The following is a 19,813-nucleotide window of genomic DNA, read 5'->3' on the forward strand; positions in this document are numbered from 1 at the left end:
GTAGATTATATGCTGAGAGAAACGAGAAAAAAAGAATTAAAAGAACTTATATTCCTAAAAGCAGTACAACTCTTCCAAGAACGCGGGTACGAAAATGTAACGGTTCAAGATATTACTACTGCATGTGGGATAGCGAAGGGTACTTTCTTCAACTACTTTCCGAAAAAGGAGAACATATTATTATTTTTAGGTGATTCTCAAATTGAGCTATGGAATGAAAGTTTAAAAACTTACGAAAATGTGGAACATCCAAAAGAAAGAATCAAACTTGTTTTAGGCGATTTACTGGATCGATTTACTGGACATGGTGATTTAATGAAGCATGCCGTCTTTGAGATTATAAAGTCAAACTACTTAGTAGAAAATGAATTAAAAAGTATACAACAGCTACAAGAGGGTTTGTCTTCAATTATTACAGAAGCGAAAGAGGCAGGAAAATTAAACAGTCAATGGGATATACATATTATCACTTCTACTGTTATGAGCACTTATTTTTATACATTAATGTCCCATTCACTATTACATGCTAATGAAATAAACGTGAAAAATACACTCAACCAACAATTAGATGTTGTTTGGGAAGGGATCAATCAAAAGTGATAGAGGGCTATATTACTAAGCCCTCTTCTTACGATGCGCCCTCCCTCCTTCTCTCCAAAAATGTAATGCTCTCAATCACAACTTCCGTTATATATATTCTCTTTCCTTGATTATCCTCGTAATTCCTCGTATGAATACGTCCAGTAATTCCAACAAGTGAACCTTTCTTACAATATTCAGTTACATTCTCAGCTGACCTTCTCCATACGACGCAATTAATAAAATCTACTTGTGGCTCACCTAAGCTATTTCGAAAACCTCTATTCACCGCAACACATACTCGTGCATAAGCGACACCTTGCTTTGTGTAGTATAATTCTGGCTCCTTTGTCAATCTACCGATTAATACAACTCGATTCATCATAAGTTATACCACCTCACATATTTTTCTTCATTGTAAATAAAAATATATGAAGGGTAAAAAGCGTAAAATAATATATTTTAAAGTAAAAAAGATTATTTTTTATGCTATAAAAGAAAAAAAGAAATCTTACATATTTTAAACATGTAAGGTTTCAAAATTTATACTTCACTGCATGAAATGTAATATCCTCCACGGGCCATCTTTATTTCCGCACGATACAATACTTCTTCTAAGTAAAAAGTTATCGGTTTTACTTTACTCTCAAATTTCAGTTGTTCATTACATTCAGCTGCATAACTTTCAATAGCTGAAGTAATAACTTCTCCCGATGGATACGTTAAAGCATCATCTAGTTCTATGAAAAAACTTTTAGAAAATAGTTTTTTCATAATCCCTTTCTTCTCTTTCATCATATTCCATCCCCTTCAATTTAAAGTTACTAACATCCATATTATACCACATCATCAATTTATCTTTGAAAAACAAAAAATCCTGCATGAAAAATGCAGGATTTTTTATTAGTCATTTTTCGTAAAGTAAGAAACGAAACGAAGAATTTCTAAGTATAACCAAACTAATGTAAGCATTAGTCCCATTGCAGTGTACCACTCCATATATTTCGGAGCTTGACTACGTACACCATTTTCGATTAAATCGAAATCTAGTAATAAGTTTAATGCAGCAACTACGATAACAACTGCACTAATAATAATACCGATTGTACCACCTTGATGAATGTACGGAACCGTTACACCAAACATGTTTAGTAGAAATACGACTAAGTACATAACCATAATTCCAAGTGTTGCTGCCATCACGCCTGTACGGAATTTATCCGTTACTTTTACTACACGTGTTGCATATAACACTAACATTGCAAATAGAATTGAGATTGTTAGTAATACAGCATTTAAAACGATAGAATCGCCAAACTTCATTGTATAAACAGCTGAAATACTACCTAATACAACCCCTTCTACCGCCGCATAGATTGGTGCACCAAACGGTGAAATACGCGGGAAGAACATAGACGCAAATGCGATGATTGCCGCAACGATTAAAGCGCCAATTAATACTGGCATCTTCATCGTACCCTCTAGCATCTGTATGTATGAATAGACAGACGTTGCAAGTAGCAAGATAAGCATAATAAACGTTTTGCCTACTGTTCCGCCAATAGTCATCGCAGAAGCACTTGCTCCTTCTTTACGGAATGCCTCTTTTTTCAACATTGGATTAGATGTTCTCATTTTTTCCCTCCTAAAATAGGTTCTACCAATAGTGTAAAGTTTTTCTCTTTACTTTTCAATATATGCAGCTTGTTTTTATTTTAATCCTTCAACAATGTCCGATAGTTCACTCCATCTTTCCATCGTTTTTTCTAGCTCTTCTTCTGTTTTTTGTTGTGCTTCAGACAATTCTTGCGCTTTCGTAAAATCAGAACCAACATTCGCAAGCTCTTCTCCAATTGATTCTAGCTTTTCTTCAAGTTCCGCAATTGTATCTTCAATAGTTTCCCATTCGCGCTGCTCGTTATATGAAAGTTTACGCTTACGTTGTTGTTTCGGTGCTTCTTCTACTACTTTTTTCTCTTTCTGCACTTCCGCTTTCTCAATAAGTTCTCTCGTTTTTTCCATTTCTAAGTAATCCGTATAACTACCTAAAAATTCACGTACTTCTCCTTCTCCCGTAAAGATGAACAATTCATCTACTACTTTATCTAAGAAGTAACGATCATGCGATACAGTTAAAACGACACCCGGGAAATCTTCTAAATAATCTTCTAATACAGTTAATGTTTGTGTATCTAGATCATTCGTAGGCTCATCGAGTAATAGTACGTTCGGTTCTCCCATTAATATACGTAATAAGTATAAACGTCTTCTCTCGCCACCAGATAATTTGCCAAGCGGTGTACCATGTGAATGTGGTGGGAATAAGAAACGTTCTAACATTTGAGACGCACCAATTACTTTTCCGTCTGTCGTATGAATGACTTCCGCGATTTCTTTAATGTATTCTATCATACGTTGATTTAAATTCATCTCTTCATTTTCTTGCGTATAGTAAGCGATTTTTACTGTTTGCCCAACTTCAATTTCACCACTATCAGGAGATATTTTACCTGCAAGCATATTTAATAGCGAAGATTTCCCGCTTCCATTCGCTCCAATAATTCCGATACGATCGCCTGGTTTCACGATATGATTGAAGTTGTTTAATACTGTTTTATCGCCAAATTTTTTCGTTACATCTTTTAACTCAAGTACTTTTTTTCCAAGGCGACTACCGCTAAGCGCAATATCAACTGACTGTTTTGCAGCTGGACCTTCTTGACCTTTTAACTCTTCAAATCGTTGAATACGTGCCTTTTGCTTTGTCGAACGAGCTTTTGCACCACGGCGAATCCACGCTAGTTCACGGCGATATAAGTTTTGACGTTTTGATTCTTGTGCAAGTTCTTGTTCTTCACGAAGTGCTTTCGCTTCTAAAAACGTACTGTAATTCCCTTCATAACTATACAATTTTCCATTATCTAATTCGAAAATACGATTCGTCACACGATCTAAGAAATAACGATCATGGGTTACAAGTAATACCGCACCTGTGTACCTTGCTAAATATTCCTCTAACCACTCAACTGTCTCATGGTCAAGATGGTTCGTAGGCTCATCTAAAATTAATAGATCCGGTGTTTCAATAAAACACTGCGCCATCGCAATACGTTTTTTCTGCCCACCAGATAAATTTCCAACAGTTGCTGTGAAATCCGTAATTCCTAGTTTCGTTAATAACGATTTTGCATTCGCATTTGCTTCCCACGCACTCATTGCGTCCATACGTTGTTGCACTGCAAATAATTGTTCCTGTACCTTTTCATTACTTGGATCTTTTTCGATATGTAATAGCGCCTTTTCATAATCACGAAGAAGACGAATTAAAGGTGTATCACCATGGAAGACTTGTTCTAATACTGTTAATTGTTCATCAAACTCTGGTTGCTGTGATAAATAACTAATTGTATACCCACGTGAATGAGTCATATCACCTGTGTCAGGAATTTCTGCCCCTGCAATAATTTTTAATAAAGTTGATTTACCAGTACCGTTTACACCGATAATTCCGGCACGTTGTCCTTCTGCAATACTAAATGATAATCCATCAAATAACGGTTTCTCTCCATATGATTTTGATAAGTTTTCCACAGTTAACATTTTCATATTTGTGCATTCCACTCTTTCATAAATTGTTCAATAAACTGTTCCATATAACGATGACGAACTTCAGCCTCTTGTTTTGCTGCATTCGTATTCATTAAGTCTTTTAGTTTTAAAAGTTTTTCATAAAAATGATTTAAAGATGGGTCATTATTTTTTCTATATTCATCTTTCGTCATCACTTCACGAGGAGGAATAGTTGGATCATACATTAGTCTCCCTTTCGCCCCGCCATACGCAAATGTGCGAGCTATTCCAATTGCACCAAGAGCGTCTAAGCGATCTGCATCTTGAACAATCTTCCCTTCAATTGACTCCACTTTACCGCCATGACCACCTTTATAAGACATATTGGCGATAATATGAAGAACATGCTTACTTTCCTCTTCTTCAACATGTAACTCTTCTAACCAATCAGAAACTTTTTTCATTCCTGCTTCTTCACTTTCATTTAACTTCTCATCTGCCACATCGTGAAGTAATGCTGCCATTTCAATTATAAAACGATTTCCTCCTTCTTGCTCTGATAAAGAAATCGCCAGTTTATGTACGCGCTCAATATGATACCAATCATGCCCACTCGCATCTTTTTCTAAAATATGTTTTACAAAAGTAATTGTTTTTTCTATCTTTTCTAGTTTTGTCATTTTATCTTCACCCAGTTACTTATTGTAACACGCCCGCATTTTTTCATCACATATTTTCTTGTCCGCCCATACACTAGGTGGTAGGCATCATCATGAAGGAGGAATAAATATGTTCTATAATAATCAACCGCCTTACCCACAACAACCATTTTACCCTCAGCAACAAGAACAAAGATATACAGAACAATATGAAGAACAAGAGTTACAACAGCAAGAGCAACAATATGAACAAAATCCATACGCAACACCGCAAAATCAGGAACTTCAATATCCACAAAATCCATATACAGCGCCGCAAACTCAAGAACAACAATTTCAACAAAACTCATACGACACACGTCCAAATTATGAATATCCTCAAAATCCATATGTAGCACCGCAAACTCAAGAACAACAATTTCAACAAAATCCATATGTAGCAGCACAAACTCAAGAACAACAGTTTCAACAAAACCCATACCCAACTCAGCCACAACAACCTCAATATCAACAACAAATGTATCAACCAAACTACGACGCACGTGTCTCACCACCTAAACCGCCAACATTAGATATTACACAACCACAAATTTTACCACCTGGACCAACATTAGATATTACACAGCCACAAATCTTACCACCTGGACCAATTACAGAACCAACGCAACAACAAATTCAACAAGTTGTCGGTACACAGTTTTTACCTTTAAAGAAACCTGTACTAGATTTCGTAAAACCTTGGGTAGATTACGGCTTAAATGAAGCAAAACATACATCACACAAACACGCTTTAACAGAAGTTGCTGCCATTATGTTTTTAGTTGGGAAAGGATTCAACCCGACGATTGCACATTATATTGTGGAATCTTGGGAGAAGAATGAGCAGTTTTAGGGTTGTTTATTTTTTATTAAATAAAACTATAAAAGCGTCACAAGTGCCTGTTATACAAGCATTTGTGACGCTTTTTATTTATTATATTGTATTCTACTTCAAAAGGGTATTTCATATTTTTTCACATGTTTTTATATTATTTGTGAGCAAATAATAACCTTTTAATTAAACTGTATTAGCTTGAATTCTAATTTAAAACGATTCTTTTAACATAAATTTCTACGATAAATCTTGAATTATAATCATTTTGATAAATAGCTATTACCGTTCCCATTGTTGAACTTGCGTACGGAAAATATACCTTCCTATCACTTTAAAAAGGGAGTGGGCGACGCTATAGGTGATGAATTATTAGGACTTGCAGATGCAGTTATCCATCCAATTGACACATTTAATAACACGATTGAAGCCGTTTCTCACCCAGTCGAGACGTTCAATGCGATAAAACAAGCAATTTCTGATTCTTGGAATCGTGATGTTACCAATGGTGACTCGTATAGTGGTGCAGAATGGTATGGAAGCGCGGCTGGTCATACTATATTGGCTGTTGGACAACTATTCGTAGGAACAAAAGGCGTGGATAAAATTGCAATGTTGAACCCTGGCACAAAATTAGCTGAGATTTCACGAACTGCTAATCAAAGCTTGCAAGACGCTGCATTCGTAATTACAATGAGTTTGCTTTCGCTGGTGGAAATAATATACGCTCTGTATTTAATACACCTGATTTTAGAGCAGCTGAGGAAAAGCTATCGACCTATCAGTTTGCTACAGGAGAAAATACCACTACTGTGAAATCCGGTGATATCAGTTCGCTTACTCCAGGAGGTGGACTAGCCGCACATGAAGCTAGGGGTGGACATTTACTTGAACGACATGTAGGAAAAACGGATGAAGAACTATTGCAAAGAATGCAAAGTGATCCTAGAATAACAGGTGCATCTACTTTTACTGATAGGGCATCAGCTGAAAAAATAGCGACTACCGTCTTGAATAACCCTCGTAATCAAGTACGCATTCAAAGTTGGTTAAATAGTCCAAGAGATAATAAATTAATTTTACGTTATCATGGTACTGAAATAATTGGACGAGGTGTAATAAGAGGTTCTACAACAGTTGAAGATATGTCAAATGCAAAAATTGTACTGAAGAAGGATATAAATGGAAGTTTTATTTTAACTGGATATCCATCTTGATAATAGGAGGAAGATTATGTTATTAGAAGACAATTTCGATAATCTCGAAGATGATGAGGTATTTCAATTTCTAGCGGGTACTTTTCACCAAGATACTTCCTATGAAGAAGCGCTCCAAGAATTACTAGAAGAGGTATCAAAAGAGTATTTGCAAGATGCTGTTATTTTTCTAACTGAATTTATTCAAAGCGATTATAGTAATACAGAAAAAAATGAATACATACGGTATTCTGCAGATGGAATATATTTTGATGGGTTAGAAGTAACACCATTAGAATGGCTTGAACAAACAGTTAAAACGATAAAACAAGCATTAAAAAATAATTAGTAAAAATTGACCGCCCGTAATAGGCGGTCTTTTGTTCATATTACTTCACATACACATAGGCTTTATTTACAATTACATAAATTGTTAACGAAAAGATGAAGATAGAATGGCCTACCTATTCGTTTGTTTTTAGATGGTAACGGTAAAATTATTTCTGCATTTCCAAGACAAGGTCGATAATTTAATTTTTAAGGGAGAAAATAATATGGATTACAAATTTGAGTTACTTAGTACAGGAAGTTTAGTTATTAGACTACCAAAGGAATTCGATATTTTAGAAGCTTTTTTAAATGTAGAGGTATCTGAATTCGGTGATTGGATAGCAGAAACTGTAGATAAAGTTTTAAATGAAAAAAGTGATTATGAAAAAATAAGTGCGAATATTTTTAGGGCAGATGTTCGAAGAGATAAAACTGTTATATTTAATAAGTATGATGAAGATGAAATCGAAATCCCTCTTGAAATAGAAACTATTACATTAAGAAATCTAATAGATATTTGGTTAAATGAATACACAAAATTGAAAACCGAAAAAAATAACAATTAGTAGTAGTCAACCTTTCTCCCTCTTTCCTTAATCCCATTCATTTGGTAATATAAGTATAATTATAGTAGGAAGTGAATTACAATCAAAAAATCACTAAAAATCACAATAATTGTCAGCGTAATTCTTGTCGGTATGGCTTCTTGCGCAGCTATAAAATTCATACATACAGCAAATCCTTTAATGTCAATGACTCCCCAAGAAAAGCAAGAAATTAAAAATAAAGCAAACAAAGCTACGATAGAATATTTTAAGAAAGAAAAAAATATTGATGTTACTATTACAGATACTGAATTTTCAAGTGAATTGGGCGGATTAAAACTTTTTGTTAACGGATATATTTCTAATGATAAAAATAAAACTTTTTCAGTTGTAGTATCTTCTACCAATGATTACGAAGTAAGAGAACTTTCCTCACCATAAAAAAGAGAGCTATGTGATTTCAGTTAACCACCTAAACAGGGATGTCCAGGCTTCAAAACCGAATGAAAAATAGAGGTGGTTACAAATGAAAAAACTCCTTTTAATAACGTTATTGGTTACTTTAGGTTTAGGTTCGTACACTATATATCAAATTTATAAGGCTACCCACCCTTATAGTGAAAAAGAACAAAATGAAATGAAAGAAAAAGCATCACAATCCGCTATCGAGTATTTTAAAAAGGAGAAAAATTGGGATATTACAGTGACAAAAGTAGAATTTTCTACAGATATCTCTCGTAGTAGGCTTGAGGTATCTGGCTATATATCTGGTGACAAACAGAAGAAGGTTTCTGCAAGTATAGATTACAGTAATGATTATACAGTTGGTAGTATAAGTTATTAACATTACAAATTGACTTTTTTCTCTAATAGCATTTTCACCCTCTATAATATCAAATACATAGACAAAACCCAGATAAAGATTATAGTTAAACTTTGTCTGGGCCTTGTGTTTCATACTCTCCCCATTAATTCAATTGCTTTACAATTAAAATAAATGATTAAACCCTCTACCTCATATCAATTCGTATAGACCTTTTCACAGTCCTGTCATCCTCGCAAATTAAAACATACTTTTTTGAAAATAAAAAACTCATAAAATTAGCACTCCAAGACTCCTTTAAATCTCGATTTTTTCTCAAATCTTCTTTTCTAAAATAGTATTAAATTAATCTCGTCTTCCGCTTTTCCATCCGAATTACTTTTCCACTTTGATATACAAATGATTGTTCACCAAATCCACTTTTGGGTGGTTCTATTAGCTGAACCTGACCATTTTCAACAACATATATTCCATTTATACCCAAATCGATTTTAGCTGTCATTTCAACAAGATTTTCTTTTCTAATTCCCACCAAGATTACTCCCATATGCTATAATTACTTTGTCGAAGTAAGTGGTTTTATTCACCCACCACGCAAGTAAAGGTGTGAAAATTTTTGAGTAATATGAATAAAAGCCGAATTGAAATTCTAAAAATGAAAGCAAAAAGAACTGGTAGTAGAAAAGAACTGATAGACGAACTTTCTAATATTGTTACAGTTTCTATGGACTCATTTATGGAGCCAGAATCTAATGATTTATTTTGTAAAGACTTATTTAATACGCTAACACAAACTTCAAACATAAAAAACTTTGGTAGCACTAATTATGAAGAAAACAGAAGACTATCAATAGTACTGTTAAAAGAAACAGCTAAAACCATTAAATTTCCAGTTGATCAAGGGAGACTCTTTTTCTCTAAGGGTGGTAAATTTGAAGCAGTTAAACTGAACATTGGTGAAGTATTTGAGAATTTAGAAGAGTTATCAACCATATCAAGATTTCTAACTGGATATGCAGATTTTGTATTAGCTGGGGATGATTTAGAATTCGGGATCGTTATTGAACGCACTGAATATCACTACGAATTCAGTATGTGGGGTGTATCCACAATATGAAATACGAAAATACAAAAGACCACTTCAAAATGAGAGTGGTCTTTTTATTACTTTATCTATCAGTTTTTTCAAATCCCACTTATCAATACTCTTTTTAAGAACGTTTCTTCCTAGGACCTATAATCAATTTAATCGCCGTTCTTTCTTGATCATTAATAGTAACCTCTTGAAATGCTGGAACAAAGGCTAAGTCAATACCACCTGGAGCAACAAATCCTCTTGCGATTGCAATTGCTTTAATTGCTTGGTTTAATGAACCCGCTCCAATCGCTTGAATTTCTACATTTCCACTTGTTCTTAGTACACCTGCTATTGCACCTGCGACTGAATTGGGGCTTGATTTTGAAGATACCTTTAATATATTTTCCATGTAAGTTGCTCCCTCTATTATTTAATTACTCTTTTGTTACCGTATAAAATATTTCAACGTATCTTTAACTACTATTCACACCAAAAGCAAACAATACTACATATGTACATTCATTCGATACTTTTTGTCTTCTTCCTGCTGTGCTACGTAAATAAAGGTCAACGACTCCAAACCTTATATATACAAATATTTAAAAGACATAAATTCACTTAAACAATCACATTATTGCAACCGAAGATAATGGTTTTATTTTTGCAGGTGTTACTACAATATGAAAAGCATCCCTGCTGCATTTCAAGAATTCTCTACCAAATACTTAACCTTTGTGCCTTCAAAAATTCTCATTGTACCTTTTTGTTAATCTAATAAACATGAAAAAGTACCGAACTTTACTACTACAAAAGTTCGGTACTTTTTTCTCATTCTTTCTTACTCCTCCACATAAACTGACTTAACAATTGTACGACTATAAGGTTGTCCTTCTTTATTCATCCCTTTTATATCCATCGTAACGTTATATACTCCTGGTTGCTTTATATCCTTCAAAGCACCAGTAAACGTATTGTTATTAACATTTTGTAATTCATTATATTCAGAGACTAGTTTCCCTTCTTTATTCACGACTCTTACTGTTATGGAAAGATCCCCCTTCATTTCAGGTGCTACAGGTGATTTTTTCAGTTTATACTCAGGTTTATTTACTTTAACTTTTGTAGGCATTTGAAGAACAAATGGTGCGCCAATCTTGTAATCGCTTACAACTAAATATGCATCTTTCGACTGCTTCGCCATCATTTTAACTTTCCATTCTCCTACATCCATTTTATCAAATTTAAATGTTCTAATTGTTGCGCCACCAAAGAAAGATTCATCTTCACCAGTAGTTATAACACTATCCTTATTTGTATACACTTTTCCTTTTGGTGATATCATTTGTACTTCTACATCCGACGAAGCAGTTAATATAGAAATAATTCCTTCTGCCTTTTTATCAACCGCAACAGTTTGCTCTATCCACTGATTTTGTGGCAATTCTCCTCCTAAAATGTTTTGATTTGAAGTTGTATTTAATTGTTCTATATTTTCATTTGAACTAGTGCTGGATGCTGCTAAAGCTGGTACGGCTACATTTGATGTACGTAAATATGGTTCAATTCGCGAGAAAACAGCTGATCCTTTTCGTATATTATCATGATCAAATCTGGAATCTGTAAATAAATGAGTTCCATACGGCAGCTTAGCACTCCATTCATTTACTAGTCCATCATTTGAACCGTATGATGACAAATATAATCCGCCCATGGATAACGCCGAGAATACAGGGCCCCAACTAGTTCCCGTAACTGTATAATAACGGTTTAATTTAGCTGCTGGATTATTATCAATCGTTGAACGAAATTTTGCCATTTCGCCCATTTGTAATGAGTACGTACCATCATCTTTTTGACCTAATATAGAAGCAAGCCATCCTGCCCACCAACTATATGATAAATCCGCTAAGTTTGATCCATGATGTGGCGTCGCAAGTGTAATAACATTTCCGACAAATCGATTTGCCCCATATTCTACTAATGCAGCTTGTGTATCGATACCACCTTTACTATGTGCTACAATATTAACTTTTTTACCGAAATGATTATATATTTCTTCTAATTTTTGTGCTAACAATTTTCCGTTGTCCCACTGACTAGCTGATCCTTTTCCAGCAGCATCATATAATTGTATAAATACTGTTTGATAGCCTGCTTTTAAAGCATAGTCATACATATCATTTATATCGTGATATACTGTCTTTCCATACCAACTATCAGCATTCCCATTCCTTCCTTGTACAAAAAGAATTGGAGGTTTATTCTCATCATAATTTGCAGGTTTTTGCCCTAAAAACCAATCTCCAGGTGTAAAGACTTCTTGATCTGGAAAGCCTGTTTTAAGCTCTTTTACAACTTCTGCTCGCACATTTGTGCTAATCATTGGAACCATGATAAAAAATACAATTAGTAAGGCCACACATCTTCTCATCAATCGCATGTTACTCCCCCCACTTTTTTTGAAAGAAGGTGCTCTTTGTAATTTTTTATCTTCTTTCTTAATACTAGATAATCTTTTTACTTAAACAAAATCTTGTTCCTATTCTCAAGAGATTACTAGTACCCCTTCTTCCTTAACACACGTTATTCTCTTTGTTTCTATCTCTTCCTTTTGAGAGAACACTATAAAAAAGTTTCTCAATAATTGTTAACCGTACTAAATCCAAATATCTCTTAATCATCATTGTCTATATAAAGTATACAAATCTTGAAAAAACTTTAGAAAAATAACACTTTATTACTACCTAGTTATAAAAAAAGAGGAATGAAGATATGTACTTTTATTTAATTTAATACAAAACAAACGAATAGAAGCTTATGCTGTAAGACTTTCCTACGACGAAAGATTAAACTGAAATTTCTAAATAGATAATAAGGTTTTCAGAAACATATATTATGATAATTTTCGCAGACTTGAATTAAACTTTTAGAAGTACTAACCTAGCGGTGAGCAGAAGAAAATTCTGTAAAAAGAAAGGAGAATGCTTTATGATGACCGATTTACAAAAGGAGTTTTTTAAACGATTAAAAATTCCTGCAAAAGAAATAACATTTGATGATTTAGATGAAATTCTCTTACAAATGGGATTGATTCTCCCCTATGAAAATCTCGACATTATGGCTGGTACTATTAAAAACATCTCAAAAAATAACTTAATAGAAAAGTTACTTATTCAAAAACGAGGCGGTCTTTGTTATGAATTAAACTCCTTATTGTATTACTTTTTAATGGATTGTGGATTTCAAGTATATAAAGTAGCTGGTACTGTTTATGACCTTTATGAAAATAAATGGAAACCTGATGATGGTCATGTCATTATCATATTACATCATAATAATAAAGATTATGTTATAGACGCCGGTTTTGCCTCTCATCTACCTTTACATCCAGTCCCTTTTAACGGAGAAGTCATCTCTTCTCAAACGGGTGAATATCGAATTCGCAAACGAATTACCCGAAAAGGTACACACATTTTAGAAATGAGAAAAGGAGCTAACGGGGAATCTACAAATTTCTTGCAATCTGAACCTTCAGATGAATGGAAAATAGGCTATGCCTTCACTTTAGATCCAATAGATGAGAAAAAGGTGAATAACATTCAGAAAGTCATTGTAGAACATAAAGAATCTCCTTTTAATAAAGGGGCTATCACTTGTAAATTAACTGATTATGGTCACGTATCATTAACAAATAAAAATTATACAGAAACCTTTAAAGGCACTAAAAACAAACGACCAATAGAATCAAAAGATTATGCTCGCATTCTTCGTGAATCTTTTGGAATAACGCAAGTAAAATATGTAGGAAAAACACTCGAAAGAGGATAGTTGATTAGAAGTATTTCATAATAAAGCAGATTCCATATTTAGAATCTGCTTTATTTTATATTTTGTTATAAAGAAATTTGTTTTGCTCTTATCCTTTAATTTTCAATGATATACTCATCATCATATTTATCGTATTGGAGCCCTGACCCTATTTTTGATTCCGTAACTTGATCTCTTAAAAACGGTGCAGCTTCCATTTTGCTAGTTGCAATTTCAATTCCATATTTCTTCGTTAAATGGGCTAATTCTATTAAAAACCACTCTCTTCGCAATGTAACTGGAATATCAAATGTCCTTCTTTTCATATATAATAGCACCTCTTTAATTTTCATAACTTAAAAAACATTATAGTATATGCATGTCCATTTTAAATGTGCTATTAATAAAATATAATTTTAGTTTACATAAAATTATTATGTAACAGTAAAAAGAGGCTTGTCCTCCTCTTTCTACTGCAAAGATTTAAATTAAGAACATCTTGGTACACCGAAAGCTAAGAATAAACCTGCTACTCCCGCTGTAATCGGTACTTTCAAAGTAATTACATCGTCTACCTTCGTTACTAGAAAGTAAGCATTACCTTCTTGTAACACACAATTCACTAACAATTGAAATTCCATTCAAATCTCCTCCTTTCAATCGATATACTATACTTTATGAATTCTCTTTAAAAACGTAATAGGAAATATATCTATTTTTCCTTATATACAAAATAAATGTTTATAAGTCTATTAAAAATATTAATTTTCTAAATTTATATAAATCGTGTAATATCCAGTAAGTTCCTATATAATCAATAATGAAAATCTTACAAATGGAGGTATAAAAATGGCGATTTTGAGTAATATTGGTGCAGCTTTATTTTTAATTGCTTTTATTCTTTTAATCTTATGTATTATTTCATTTTTCAAGAAAAATGGAAAAGCAACACAGTATGGTCGTCCTACTGTTATTCTTTTTATGATTTCGATTATATTGATGGTAACTGGCTCAACAAATTCAGAACATCCAGTCATCGAATTTTTTACTATTTTAAGTTTCATTTTATTTATTTTCTTCCTTGTACTAGCAATCTTATCTGTAATTAAAAAGACAGGTGTAGCAAAAAAACAATTTATTATCACTGCTATTTTATTTGTTATTTTTGGTGCGTTATCAAGTATTTCAAATCCTACTTCTGAAAAAACGACAGCAACTAGTAAAAAAGTTGCTTCTAACACTACAGAACAAAAAGATAGCGACAAAAAAGAACTAGAAAAAAAAGAAGCAGACGAAAAAGCTCAAAAGCAAGAAGATGAGAAGCGTCAAGCCGAGGAACAAGCTCGTAAGCAAGAGGATGAAAAACGCCAGGCTGATGAACAAGCTCGTAAACAACAAGAAGAACAAAAACGTCTTGCTGATGAACAAACTCGTAAACAACAAGAGGAACAAAAACGCCAGGCTGATGAGCAAGCTCGTAAACAACAAGAGGAACAAAAACGCCAAGCTGATGAACAAGCTCGTAAACAACAAGAAGAGCAAAAACGCCAGGCTGATGAACAAGCTCGTAAACAACAAGAAGAGCAAAAAACACAGCAAACTCAAACACAACCTGCTTCAGGAAATACTAGTAGTGCATATTACAAAAATTGTGCCGCAGTTAGAGCTGCTGGGAAAGCGCCCCTATATAAAGGACAACCAGGTTATGCCTCACATCTTGATCGTGATGGCGATGGAGTCGCATGTGAAAAATAGCAATAAAAAAGAAGCTTCTAGTAAGCTTCTTTTTTATTATTACGTATAAGATCTAATTACTCTTCCATTCTTTTAAGCCCTATATCAATTCAAAATGGCATCTTATTTTTTAAACACTTGTACTATTAACCATTAACTGGAGCAATACTCCAATTAATGATTTCAATATTTTTCACCTCCACTTTCCCTTTGACAAGAACATGTGGAATTAAGTGAAACATCCCAAATCTTCTACCAATTTTGTATTCATCTCTATAATATTCTTTTGTGTAGGTATTTAATTGCTTTAATTCTTTATATTCATTAAAATTGATGAATTCTATTTCACATTCTTTTAATTCGCTATTTGGTCCAGCCCAATTGTGCTTTGAGTACTTGTATATTGCCATACACTGACCCTTCAATGCGCTAATAGGAATTCTATAAAATAGCTTATTTGTATGGATGTTTACTCCTATTTCCAATAATACTTTATAAATCTCATAAGGATGCAGTGGTAAAAAATGCACGACATCATTCCATAAACATTCTAGTTTTGGTATTTTACGTGTTAATAAGTGTTCCCTTTGAGGATGATCTTTATATTTTTGTATATACTCTCCATATAAATTAGGATATACCCTTCTCAATTCATTTAATGGGATTAAATATTCTCCTTTTAGTTCTTCTGGTACCATATGATAAACATATTCCATAAAAAACCTCCTATAAAAGATATACTTCCTACTCAAAAAATTCTTCGCCATCTTTTCTATAATGTCCTCTGTCGAAGAATAATCCTATTATTCTCAAATCAGACACATAATAAGTGATTTCAATCACTACATTGTTTTTCAATTATCACTATTCTTAATTTAGATACTACATTTAAACTTTATGGAGGCATTCATATGAAACATACATTTACTGAAACTTCAATTGTTGGTGAGATTGTTACACAATTTCCGAAAGCTAGTGATCTTTTTAAATCATATAGAATAGATTTTTGTTGTGGTGGTAATAAGCCACTTATTGATGCAATTCATGAAAGAAATTTATCGGCGGATGAAGTAATTACAGAGTTAAATACGCTTTATCATAATACGAGACGATTAAATGAATCTGAAATTGATTGGAAAAATGCTTCTTATCGCGAATTGATTGATTATGTAATTCATAAGCATCATCGTTATTTAAATGAAGAGTTACCACAGTTAAGTCCTTATGTGACGAAAGTATTACGTGTTCATGGAGCAAATCAGCCTCATTTAGCTAAAATTCATAAGCTATTTCATGAACTTAAAATGGAATTAGAACAGCATTTAATTAAAGAAGAAACAGAAGATTTCCCATTAATTTTAGAATTTGAAAAAAATCCAACTGATGAAAACTATGCAAAGTTACGTAAAGTAGTAGATGAACTAGAAAATGAACATAACCACGCTGGCAACATTATTAAAGAGCTTCGTAAAGTTACAAATGACTTTACTCCTCCAGAAGGAGCTTGCGGCACTTATCGACTTGTTTACAATCGCCTTGAAGCGTTAGAGTCTGATTTATTTGAGCACATTCATTTAGAAAATAATATTTTATTTCCACGTGCCATTACGAGAGCGTAAATAAAGCGCAGGACATGAGTATACATACTGATGTCCTGCTTTTTCATTTCACAAAAAATATACACATCCTCCTCACACAAATCCGAATTTTAACAATTTGTGAATCATTATAAAAATGTGATAAATATCACATCTCCCCCTTTCTTGATTTTCTATAATAAAAATATAATCCTTTGTTCAATATTTCACATAAAAAGGGGGAAACGAAAATGAAAAAACGTTTAGTTATGATCGGAAATGGTATGGCTGGCATACGTTGTATGGAAGAAATATTAAAACATGATTGTGATTCATATGAGATTACTATTTTGGGAGATGAACCGCATCCGAACTACAACCGTATTATGCTCTCTCATGTATTACAAGGCAAAACAAATATACAAGATATCATTATGAATGAATACAGTTGGTATGAAGAAAACGAAATAACTTTGTATACAAATGAAAGAGTTCAAAGTATTAACCGAGAAGAAAAAATTATTATTACAGAAAAGAATCGTACTGTTACATATGACAAACTCATTATCGCAACAGGTTCTAGTGCTTTTATTTTACCCGTTGAAGGCTCTACTCTTCCTGGTGTAACAGGATTTCGAACTATTGAAGATACACAATTTATGATTGATACTGCGAAAGAAAAGAAAAAAGCCGTAGTCATTGGTGGTGGATTACTTGGTTTAGAAGCCGCAAGAGGTCTAATTGATTTAGGAATGGACGTACATGTTGTTCATTTAATGCCTAGCTTAATGGAACAACAACTAGATACGAAAGCAGCTTCTCTTCTGCGTGAAGATTTAGAAGCGCAAGGCATGCAGTTTCTCATGGAAAAGAAAACTGTAAAAATTCTTGGTACAGATCATGTTGAGGGCATTCAATTTGAAGATGGTGAAGTTGTAGATTGTGATTTAATCGTAATGGCTGTCGGAATACGACCAAATACGAAAATAGCAAAAGATGCTGGTTTAATTGTCAATCGCGGCATTGTAGTCAATGACTATATGCTAACAAATGATGAGTCCATTTATGCAGTTGGCGAATGTGCAGAACATGACGGTATCGCATATGGACTTGTTGCCCCTCTTTATGAACAAGGCACAATATTAGCCAAACATATAACAAATTTACAAACTGATGGATATTCGGGCAGTATCGTCGGTACGCAATTAAAAGTTGCTGGTTGTGATTTATTCTCTGCAGGCCAAATTTATGAAGATGATCAAACGAAAGCAATATCCATCTTTAATGAATGTAAACGTTCCTATAAAAAAGTATTAATTCGTGACAATAAAGTCGTTGGTATCGTTTTATATGGTGACACAGCTGATGGTACACGCCTCTTTAGCATGTTAAAGAAAGAAGAAGATATACAAGAATATACAGCCGCGTCCCTTCTTCACAAAGCTGGTGAAGAAAGTGAACTTGATGTTGCTACAATGAGTGCAGATGACACAATTTGTGGATGTAATGGTGTTACGAAAGGTACAATCGTTCATGCCATTTTAGAACAAGAGTTAACGACTTTTGAAGAAGTTAAAGGCTGTACGAAAGCCGCAGGGTCTTGTGGTAAATGTCGTCCGCTTGTGGAGCAAGTTTTATCTCATACACTCGGAGATGCTTTTGATGCTGCTGCGCAGTCTGCTGGTATGTGCGGATGTACAACTTTATCACGTGATGAAGTCGTAGCGGCCATTCATGAGAAAGGATTAAAATCGCCAAAAGAAGTACGAAACGTTCTTGGTTTTGCGCATGAAGACGGCTGTTCAAAATGTCGCCCTGCTTTAAACTACTATTTACGTATGGCGATTCCAGAAGAATATGAAGATGATAAATCGTCCCGTTTCGTTAATGAAAGAATGAACGGTAACATCCAGCACGATGGTACATTCTCTGTTATTCCACGTATGTACGGAGGCGTTACAACAGCTGATGATTTAATGAAAATTGCTGAAGTTGCGAAGAAATATGATGTTCCTCTTGTGAAAATTACAGGCGCGAGCCGAATCGGATTATATGGTGTTAAGAAACAAGATTTACCTAACGTATGGGCTGACTTACATATGACTTCGGGATATGCGTATTCAAAATCGCTTCGTAATGTAAAATCATGTGTTGGTTCTCGCTTCTGCCGTTTCGGCACGAAAGATTCATTAGGACTTGGTATGTTACTTGAACAATCATTAGAAATGGTAGATACACCTCATAAAATGAAGATGGGAGTAACGGGCTGTCCACGTAACTGTGCGGAAGTATTAACGAAAGATTTTGGCGTTGTATGTGTCGAAAATGGATACCAACTTTATATTGGCGGAAATGGTGGTACAGAAGTACGTGAAGCTGATTTTGTAATGATTGTCCCTACTGAAGATGATGTCCTTCGTATCGCTACAGCTTACATGCAATATTATCGTGAAACTGGTATTTACGGAGAGCGTACTGCCTACTGGACAGAACGTTTAGGCTTCGATCACATAAGGGAAATACTTCAAGATGAAAGTATGGTTACTACATTAAATGAACGTTTCCAAACAGCTCGTAGTACATATACGGAAGCATGGGGACAAGCACTAAAAACGAAGTCATTAAAAGCGATGTATGAAGTAGAAACTGTGAAATAAGGAGCTGTGATCTATATGATACAAACGAAAGAAAAAATAAAAGTTATGCGTGCGGAAGACCTTCCTATTCAAATCGGTAAAGAAGTACAAATGAAAGGTATGTCTATCGCCCTATTCCGCCTTTCAAATGGAGATATTCGCGCTGTAGAAAATCGTTGTCCTCATAAAAACGGACCGTTAGCAGAAGGAATTGTGTCTGGCGAATTCGTCTTTTGTCCGCTGCATGATTGGAAAATCTCATTACTAACAGGTGAAGTTCAAAAACCTGATGACGGCTGTATTCAAACATACGAAGTAGAAGTTATTGATGGTGACATTTATTTATACATGTAATTTACGAAAGGAAGCCTCCTCTGGCTTCCTTTTAAATAAAAATAGATGAGGTGC

Annotated in this window: 23 protein-coding genes and 1 pseudogene; 13 read left to right on the forward strand and 11 right to left on the reverse strand. The window is 34.0% G+C overall.

Annotation, left to right across the window (positions count from 1 at the left end):
- The first annotated feature begins 9 nt into the window (after positions 1–9).
- On the forward strand, positions 10–600 hold the full coding sequence (locus tag FH036_RS06090) for a TetR/AcrR family transcriptional regulator (protein ID WP_044792573.1): 591 nt from the start codon (positions 10–12) through the stop codon (positions 598–600).
- Positions 601–628: 28 nt separating this feature from the next.
- On the opposite strand, the gene FH036_RS06095 is transcribed toward FH036_RS06090, so the two are convergent.
- From FH036_RS06095 to FH036_RS06115, 5 genes are all read right to left on the reverse strand, one after another.
- Entirely contained in the window at positions 629–964 is a 336-nt protein-coding gene (locus FH036_RS06095; RefSeq protein WP_000982023.1) for a single-stranded DNA-binding protein, read from the reverse strand.
- 158 nt (positions 965–1,122) lie between these two features.
- Complete coding sequence (locus FH036_RS06100) at positions 1,123–1,377, reverse strand: DUF4318 domain-containing protein (protein ID WP_000975123.1); 255 nt, start codon at positions 1,375–1,377, stop codon at positions 1,123–1,125.
- 105 nt (positions 1,378–1,482) lie between these two features.
- Positions 1,483–2,214 carry a Bax inhibitor-1/YccA family protein gene (locus tag FH036_RS06105; RefSeq protein WP_001260643.1) on the reverse strand — a complete coding sequence of 244 codons (732 nt, stop codon included), beginning with the start codon at positions 2,212–2,214 and terminating at the stop codon, positions 1,483–1,485.
- Positions 2,215–2,289: 75 nt separating this feature from the next.
- Positions 2,290–4,185, reverse strand: coding sequence for an ABC-F family ATP-binding cassette domain-containing protein (locus FH036_RS06110; RefSeq protein WP_000783207.1), 1,896 nt, complete (start codon positions 4,183–4,185; stop codon positions 2,290–2,292).
- Entirely contained in the window at positions 4,182–4,829 is a 648-nt protein-coding gene (locus FH036_RS06115; RefSeq protein WP_000163595.1) for an HD domain-containing protein, read from the reverse strand. Before FH036_RS06115 ends, FH036_RS06110 begins: the two co-directional genes overlap by 4 nt.
- Positions 4,830–4,938: 109 nt before the next feature.
- Between FH036_RS06115 and FH036_RS06120 the strand changes: the two genes are divergently transcribed.
- The 6 genes and pseudogenes from FH036_RS06120 (at position 4,939) to FH036_RS06145 (ending at position 8,594) form a co-directional block, all read left to right on the forward strand.
- Positions 4,939–5,700 (forward strand): hypothetical protein, encoded by a 762-nt coding sequence (locus FH036_RS06120; protein ID WP_139895515.1) that lies wholly within the window; start codon positions 4,939–4,941, stop codon positions 5,698–5,700.
- Positions 5,701–6,006: 306 nt separating this feature from the next.
- Positions 6,007–6,896 (forward strand): annotated as a pseudogene (locus FH036_RS06125) (RNase A-like domain-containing protein); the annotation flags it as partial.
- 16 nt (positions 6,897–6,912) lie between these two features.
- A complete protein-coding gene (locus FH036_RS06130) occupies positions 6,913–7,224 on the forward strand; it encodes a contact-dependent growth inhibition system immunity protein (RefSeq protein WP_000923400.1) in 312 nt (103 codons plus the stop codon).
- A 205-nt stretch (positions 7,225–7,429) separates the two neighbouring features.
- On the forward strand, positions 7,430–7,771 hold the full coding sequence (locus FH036_RS06135) for a hypothetical protein (protein ID WP_000384716.1): 342 nt from the start codon (positions 7,430–7,432) through the stop codon (positions 7,769–7,771).
- Positions 7,772–7,903: 132 nt separating this feature from the next.
- Positions 7,904–8,191, forward strand: coding sequence for a hypothetical protein (locus FH036_RS06140; RefSeq protein WP_014481644.1), 288 nt, complete (start codon positions 7,904–7,906; stop codon positions 8,189–8,191).
- Positions 8,192–8,276: 85 nt separating this feature from the next.
- Positions 8,277–8,594 (forward strand): hypothetical protein, encoded by a 318-nt coding sequence (locus tag FH036_RS06145; protein WP_000734956.1) that lies wholly within the window; start codon positions 8,277–8,279, stop codon positions 8,592–8,594.
- Positions 8,595–8,913: 319 nt separating this feature from the next.
- Here FH036_RS06145 and FH036_RS06150 read toward each other — a convergent pair whose 3' ends face one another.
- Entirely contained in the window at positions 8,914–9,105 is a 192-nt protein-coding gene (locus tag FH036_RS06150; RefSeq protein ID WP_000512861.1) for a DUF3954 domain-containing protein, read from the reverse strand.
- A gap of 84 nt (positions 9,106–9,189) precedes the next feature.
- Between FH036_RS06150 and FH036_RS06155 the strand changes: the two genes are divergently transcribed.
- The gene (locus tag FH036_RS06155; protein ID WP_000069072.1) at positions 9,190–9,690 is read left to right on the forward strand and encodes a YxiF family protein; all 501 of its coding nucleotides are present in this window, start codon (positions 9,190–9,192) and stop codon (positions 9,688–9,690) included.
- A 94-nt stretch (positions 9,691–9,784) separates the two neighbouring features.
- On the opposite strand, the gene spoVS is transcribed toward FH036_RS06155, so the two are convergent.
- A complete protein-coding gene (gene spoVS, locus FH036_RS06160; protein ID WP_000427804.1) occupies positions 9,785–10,060 on the reverse strand; it encodes a stage V sporulation protein SpoVS in 276 nt (91 codons plus the stop codon).
- Between the two features lie 429 nt (positions 10,061–10,489).
- On the reverse strand, positions 10,490–12,091 hold the full coding sequence (locus FH036_RS06165) for an esterase/lipase family protein (RefSeq protein WP_139895516.1): 1,602 nt from the start codon (positions 12,089–12,091) through the stop codon (positions 10,490–10,492).
- 548 nt (positions 12,092–12,639) lie between these two features.
- Between FH036_RS06165 and FH036_RS06170 the strand changes: the two genes are divergently transcribed.
- Positions 12,640–13,479 carry an arylamine N-acetyltransferase family protein gene (locus tag FH036_RS06170; protein WP_000988060.1) on the forward strand — a complete coding sequence of 280 codons (840 nt, stop codon included), beginning with the start codon at positions 12,640–12,642 and terminating at the stop codon, positions 13,477–13,479.
- Between the two features lie 95 nt (positions 13,480–13,574).
- Here FH036_RS06170 and FH036_RS06175 read toward each other — a convergent pair whose 3' ends face one another.
- Both FH036_RS06175 and exsG read right to left on the reverse strand, forming a co-directional pair.
- On the reverse strand, positions 13,575–13,784 hold the full coding sequence (locus tag FH036_RS06175; protein ID WP_000830253.1) for a hypothetical protein: 210 nt from the start codon (positions 13,782–13,784) through the stop codon (positions 13,575–13,577).
- Positions 13,785–13,946: 162 nt separating this feature from the next.
- Entirely contained in the window at positions 13,947–14,099 is a 153-nt protein-coding gene (exsG, locus tag FH036_RS06180; RefSeq protein ID WP_000395675.1) for an exosporium protein ExsG, read from the reverse strand.
- A 208-nt stretch (positions 14,100–14,307) separates the two neighbouring features.
- Between exsG and FH036_RS06185 the strand changes: the two genes are divergently transcribed.
- Positions 14,308–15,213, forward strand: a complete 906-nt coding sequence (locus tag FH036_RS06185; protein ID WP_139895517.1) for an excalibur calcium-binding domain-containing protein — start codon at positions 14,308–14,310, stop codon at positions 15,211–15,213.
- 125 nt (positions 15,214–15,338) lie between these two features.
- Here the strand turns inward: FH036_RS06185 and FH036_RS06190 are convergent, their stop codons facing one another.
- Entirely contained in the window at positions 15,339–15,908 is a 570-nt protein-coding gene (locus FH036_RS06190) for a hypothetical protein (protein WP_044792580.1), read from the reverse strand.
- Between the two features lie 195 nt (positions 15,909–16,103).
- On the opposite strand from FH036_RS06190, the gene ric reads away from it, so the two are divergent.
- The 3 genes from ric to nirD all read left to right on the forward strand — a co-directional run bounded on the left by ric (position 16,104) and on the right by nirD (position 19,759).
- The gene (gene ric, locus FH036_RS06195; protein WP_000683167.1) at positions 16,104–16,811 is read left to right on the forward strand and encodes an iron-sulfur cluster repair di-iron protein; all 708 of its coding nucleotides are present in this window, start codon (positions 16,104–16,106) and stop codon (positions 16,809–16,811) included.
- Positions 16,812–17,020: 209 nt separating this feature from the next.
- On the forward strand, positions 17,021–19,426 hold the full coding sequence (gene nirB, locus FH036_RS06200; protein WP_139895518.1) for an NADPH-nitrite reductase large subunit: 2,406 nt from the start codon (positions 17,021–17,023) through the stop codon (positions 19,424–19,426).
- A 15-nt stretch (positions 19,427–19,441) separates the two neighbouring features.
- Positions 19,442–19,759 (forward strand): nitrite reductase small subunit NirD, encoded by a 318-nt coding sequence (nirD, locus tag FH036_RS06205; RefSeq protein WP_000616693.1) that lies wholly within the window; start codon positions 19,442–19,444, stop codon positions 19,757–19,759.
- The last annotated feature ends 54 nt before the right edge of the window (positions 19,760–19,813 follow it).

It is taken from the genome of Bacillus sp. CD3-5 (assembly GCF_006349665.1).
Taxonomy (GTDB): Bacteria; Bacillota; Bacilli; order Bacillales; family Bacillaceae_G; genus Bacillus_A; species Bacillus_A paranthracis.

Bases quoted from the DNA above. Each gene is read 5' to 3' on its own strand.
- FH036_RS06090 (WP_044792573.1), top strand. From the start codon at position 10: ATGCTGAGAGAAACGAGAAAAAAAGAATTAAAAGAACTTATATTCCTA.
- FH036_RS06095 (WP_000982023.1), bottom strand. From the start codon at position 964: ATGATGAATCGAGTTGTATTAATCGGTAGATTGACAAAGGAGCCAGAA.
- FH036_RS06100 (WP_000975123.1), bottom strand. From the start codon at position 1,377: ATGATGAAAGAGAAGAAAGGGATTATGAAAAAACTATTTTCTAAAAGT.
- FH036_RS06105 (WP_001260643.1), bottom strand. From the start codon at position 2,214: ATGAGAACATCTAATCCAATGTTGAAAAAAGAGGCATTCCGTAAAGAA.
- FH036_RS06110 (WP_000783207.1), bottom strand. From the start codon at position 4,185: ATGAAAATGTTAACTGTGGAAAACTTATCAAAATCATATGGAGAGAAA.
- FH036_RS06115 (WP_000163595.1), bottom strand. From the start codon at position 4,829: ATGACAAAACTAGAAAAGATAGAAAAAACAATTACTTTTGTAAAACAT.
- FH036_RS06120 (WP_139895515.1), top strand. From the start codon at position 4,939: ATGTTCTATAATAATCAACCGCCTTACCCACAACAACCATTTTACCCT.
- FH036_RS06130 (WP_000923400.1), top strand. From the start codon at position 6,913: ATGTTATTAGAAGACAATTTCGATAATCTCGAAGATGATGAGGTATTT.
- FH036_RS06135 (WP_000384716.1), top strand. From the start codon at position 7,430: ATGGATTACAAATTTGAGTTACTTAGTACAGGAAGTTTAGTTATTAGA.
- FH036_RS06140 (WP_014481644.1), top strand. From the start codon at position 7,904: ATGGCTTCTTGCGCAGCTATAAAATTCATACATACAGCAAATCCTTTA.
- FH036_RS06145 (WP_000734956.1), top strand. From the start codon at position 8,277: ATGAAAAAACTCCTTTTAATAACGTTATTGGTTACTTTAGGTTTAGGT.
- spoVS (WP_000427804.1), bottom strand. From the start codon at position 10,060: ATGGAAAATATATTAAAGGTATCTTCAAAATCAAGCCCCAATTCAGTC.
- FH036_RS06165 (WP_139895516.1), bottom strand. From the start codon at position 12,091: ATGCGATTGATGAGAAGATGTGTGGCCTTACTAATTGTATTTTTTATC.
- FH036_RS06170 (WP_000988060.1), top strand. From the start codon at position 12,640: ATGATGACCGATTTACAAAAGGAGTTTTTTAAACGATTAAAAATTCCT.
- FH036_RS06175 (WP_000830253.1), bottom strand. From the start codon at position 13,784: ATGAAAAGAAGGACATTTGATATTCCAGTTACATTGCGAAGAGAGTGG.
- exsG (WP_000395675.1), bottom strand. From the start codon at position 14,099: ATGGAATTTCAATTGTTAGTGAATTGTGTGTTACAAGAAGGTAATGCT.
- FH036_RS06185 (WP_139895517.1), top strand. From the start codon at position 14,308: ATGGCGATTTTGAGTAATATTGGTGCAGCTTTATTTTTAATTGCTTTT.
- FH036_RS06190 (WP_044792580.1), bottom strand. From the start codon at position 15,908: ATGGAATATGTTTATCATATGGTACCAGAAGAACTAAAAGGAGAATAT.
- ric (WP_000683167.1), top strand. From the start codon at position 16,104: ATGAAACATACATTTACTGAAACTTCAATTGTTGGTGAGATTGTTACA.
- nirB (WP_139895518.1), top strand. From the start codon at position 17,021: ATGAAAAAACGTTTAGTTATGATCGGAAATGGTATGGCTGGCATACGT.
- nirD (WP_000616693.1), top strand. From the start codon at position 19,442: ATGATACAAACGAAAGAAAAAATAAAAGTTATGCGTGCGGAAGACCTT.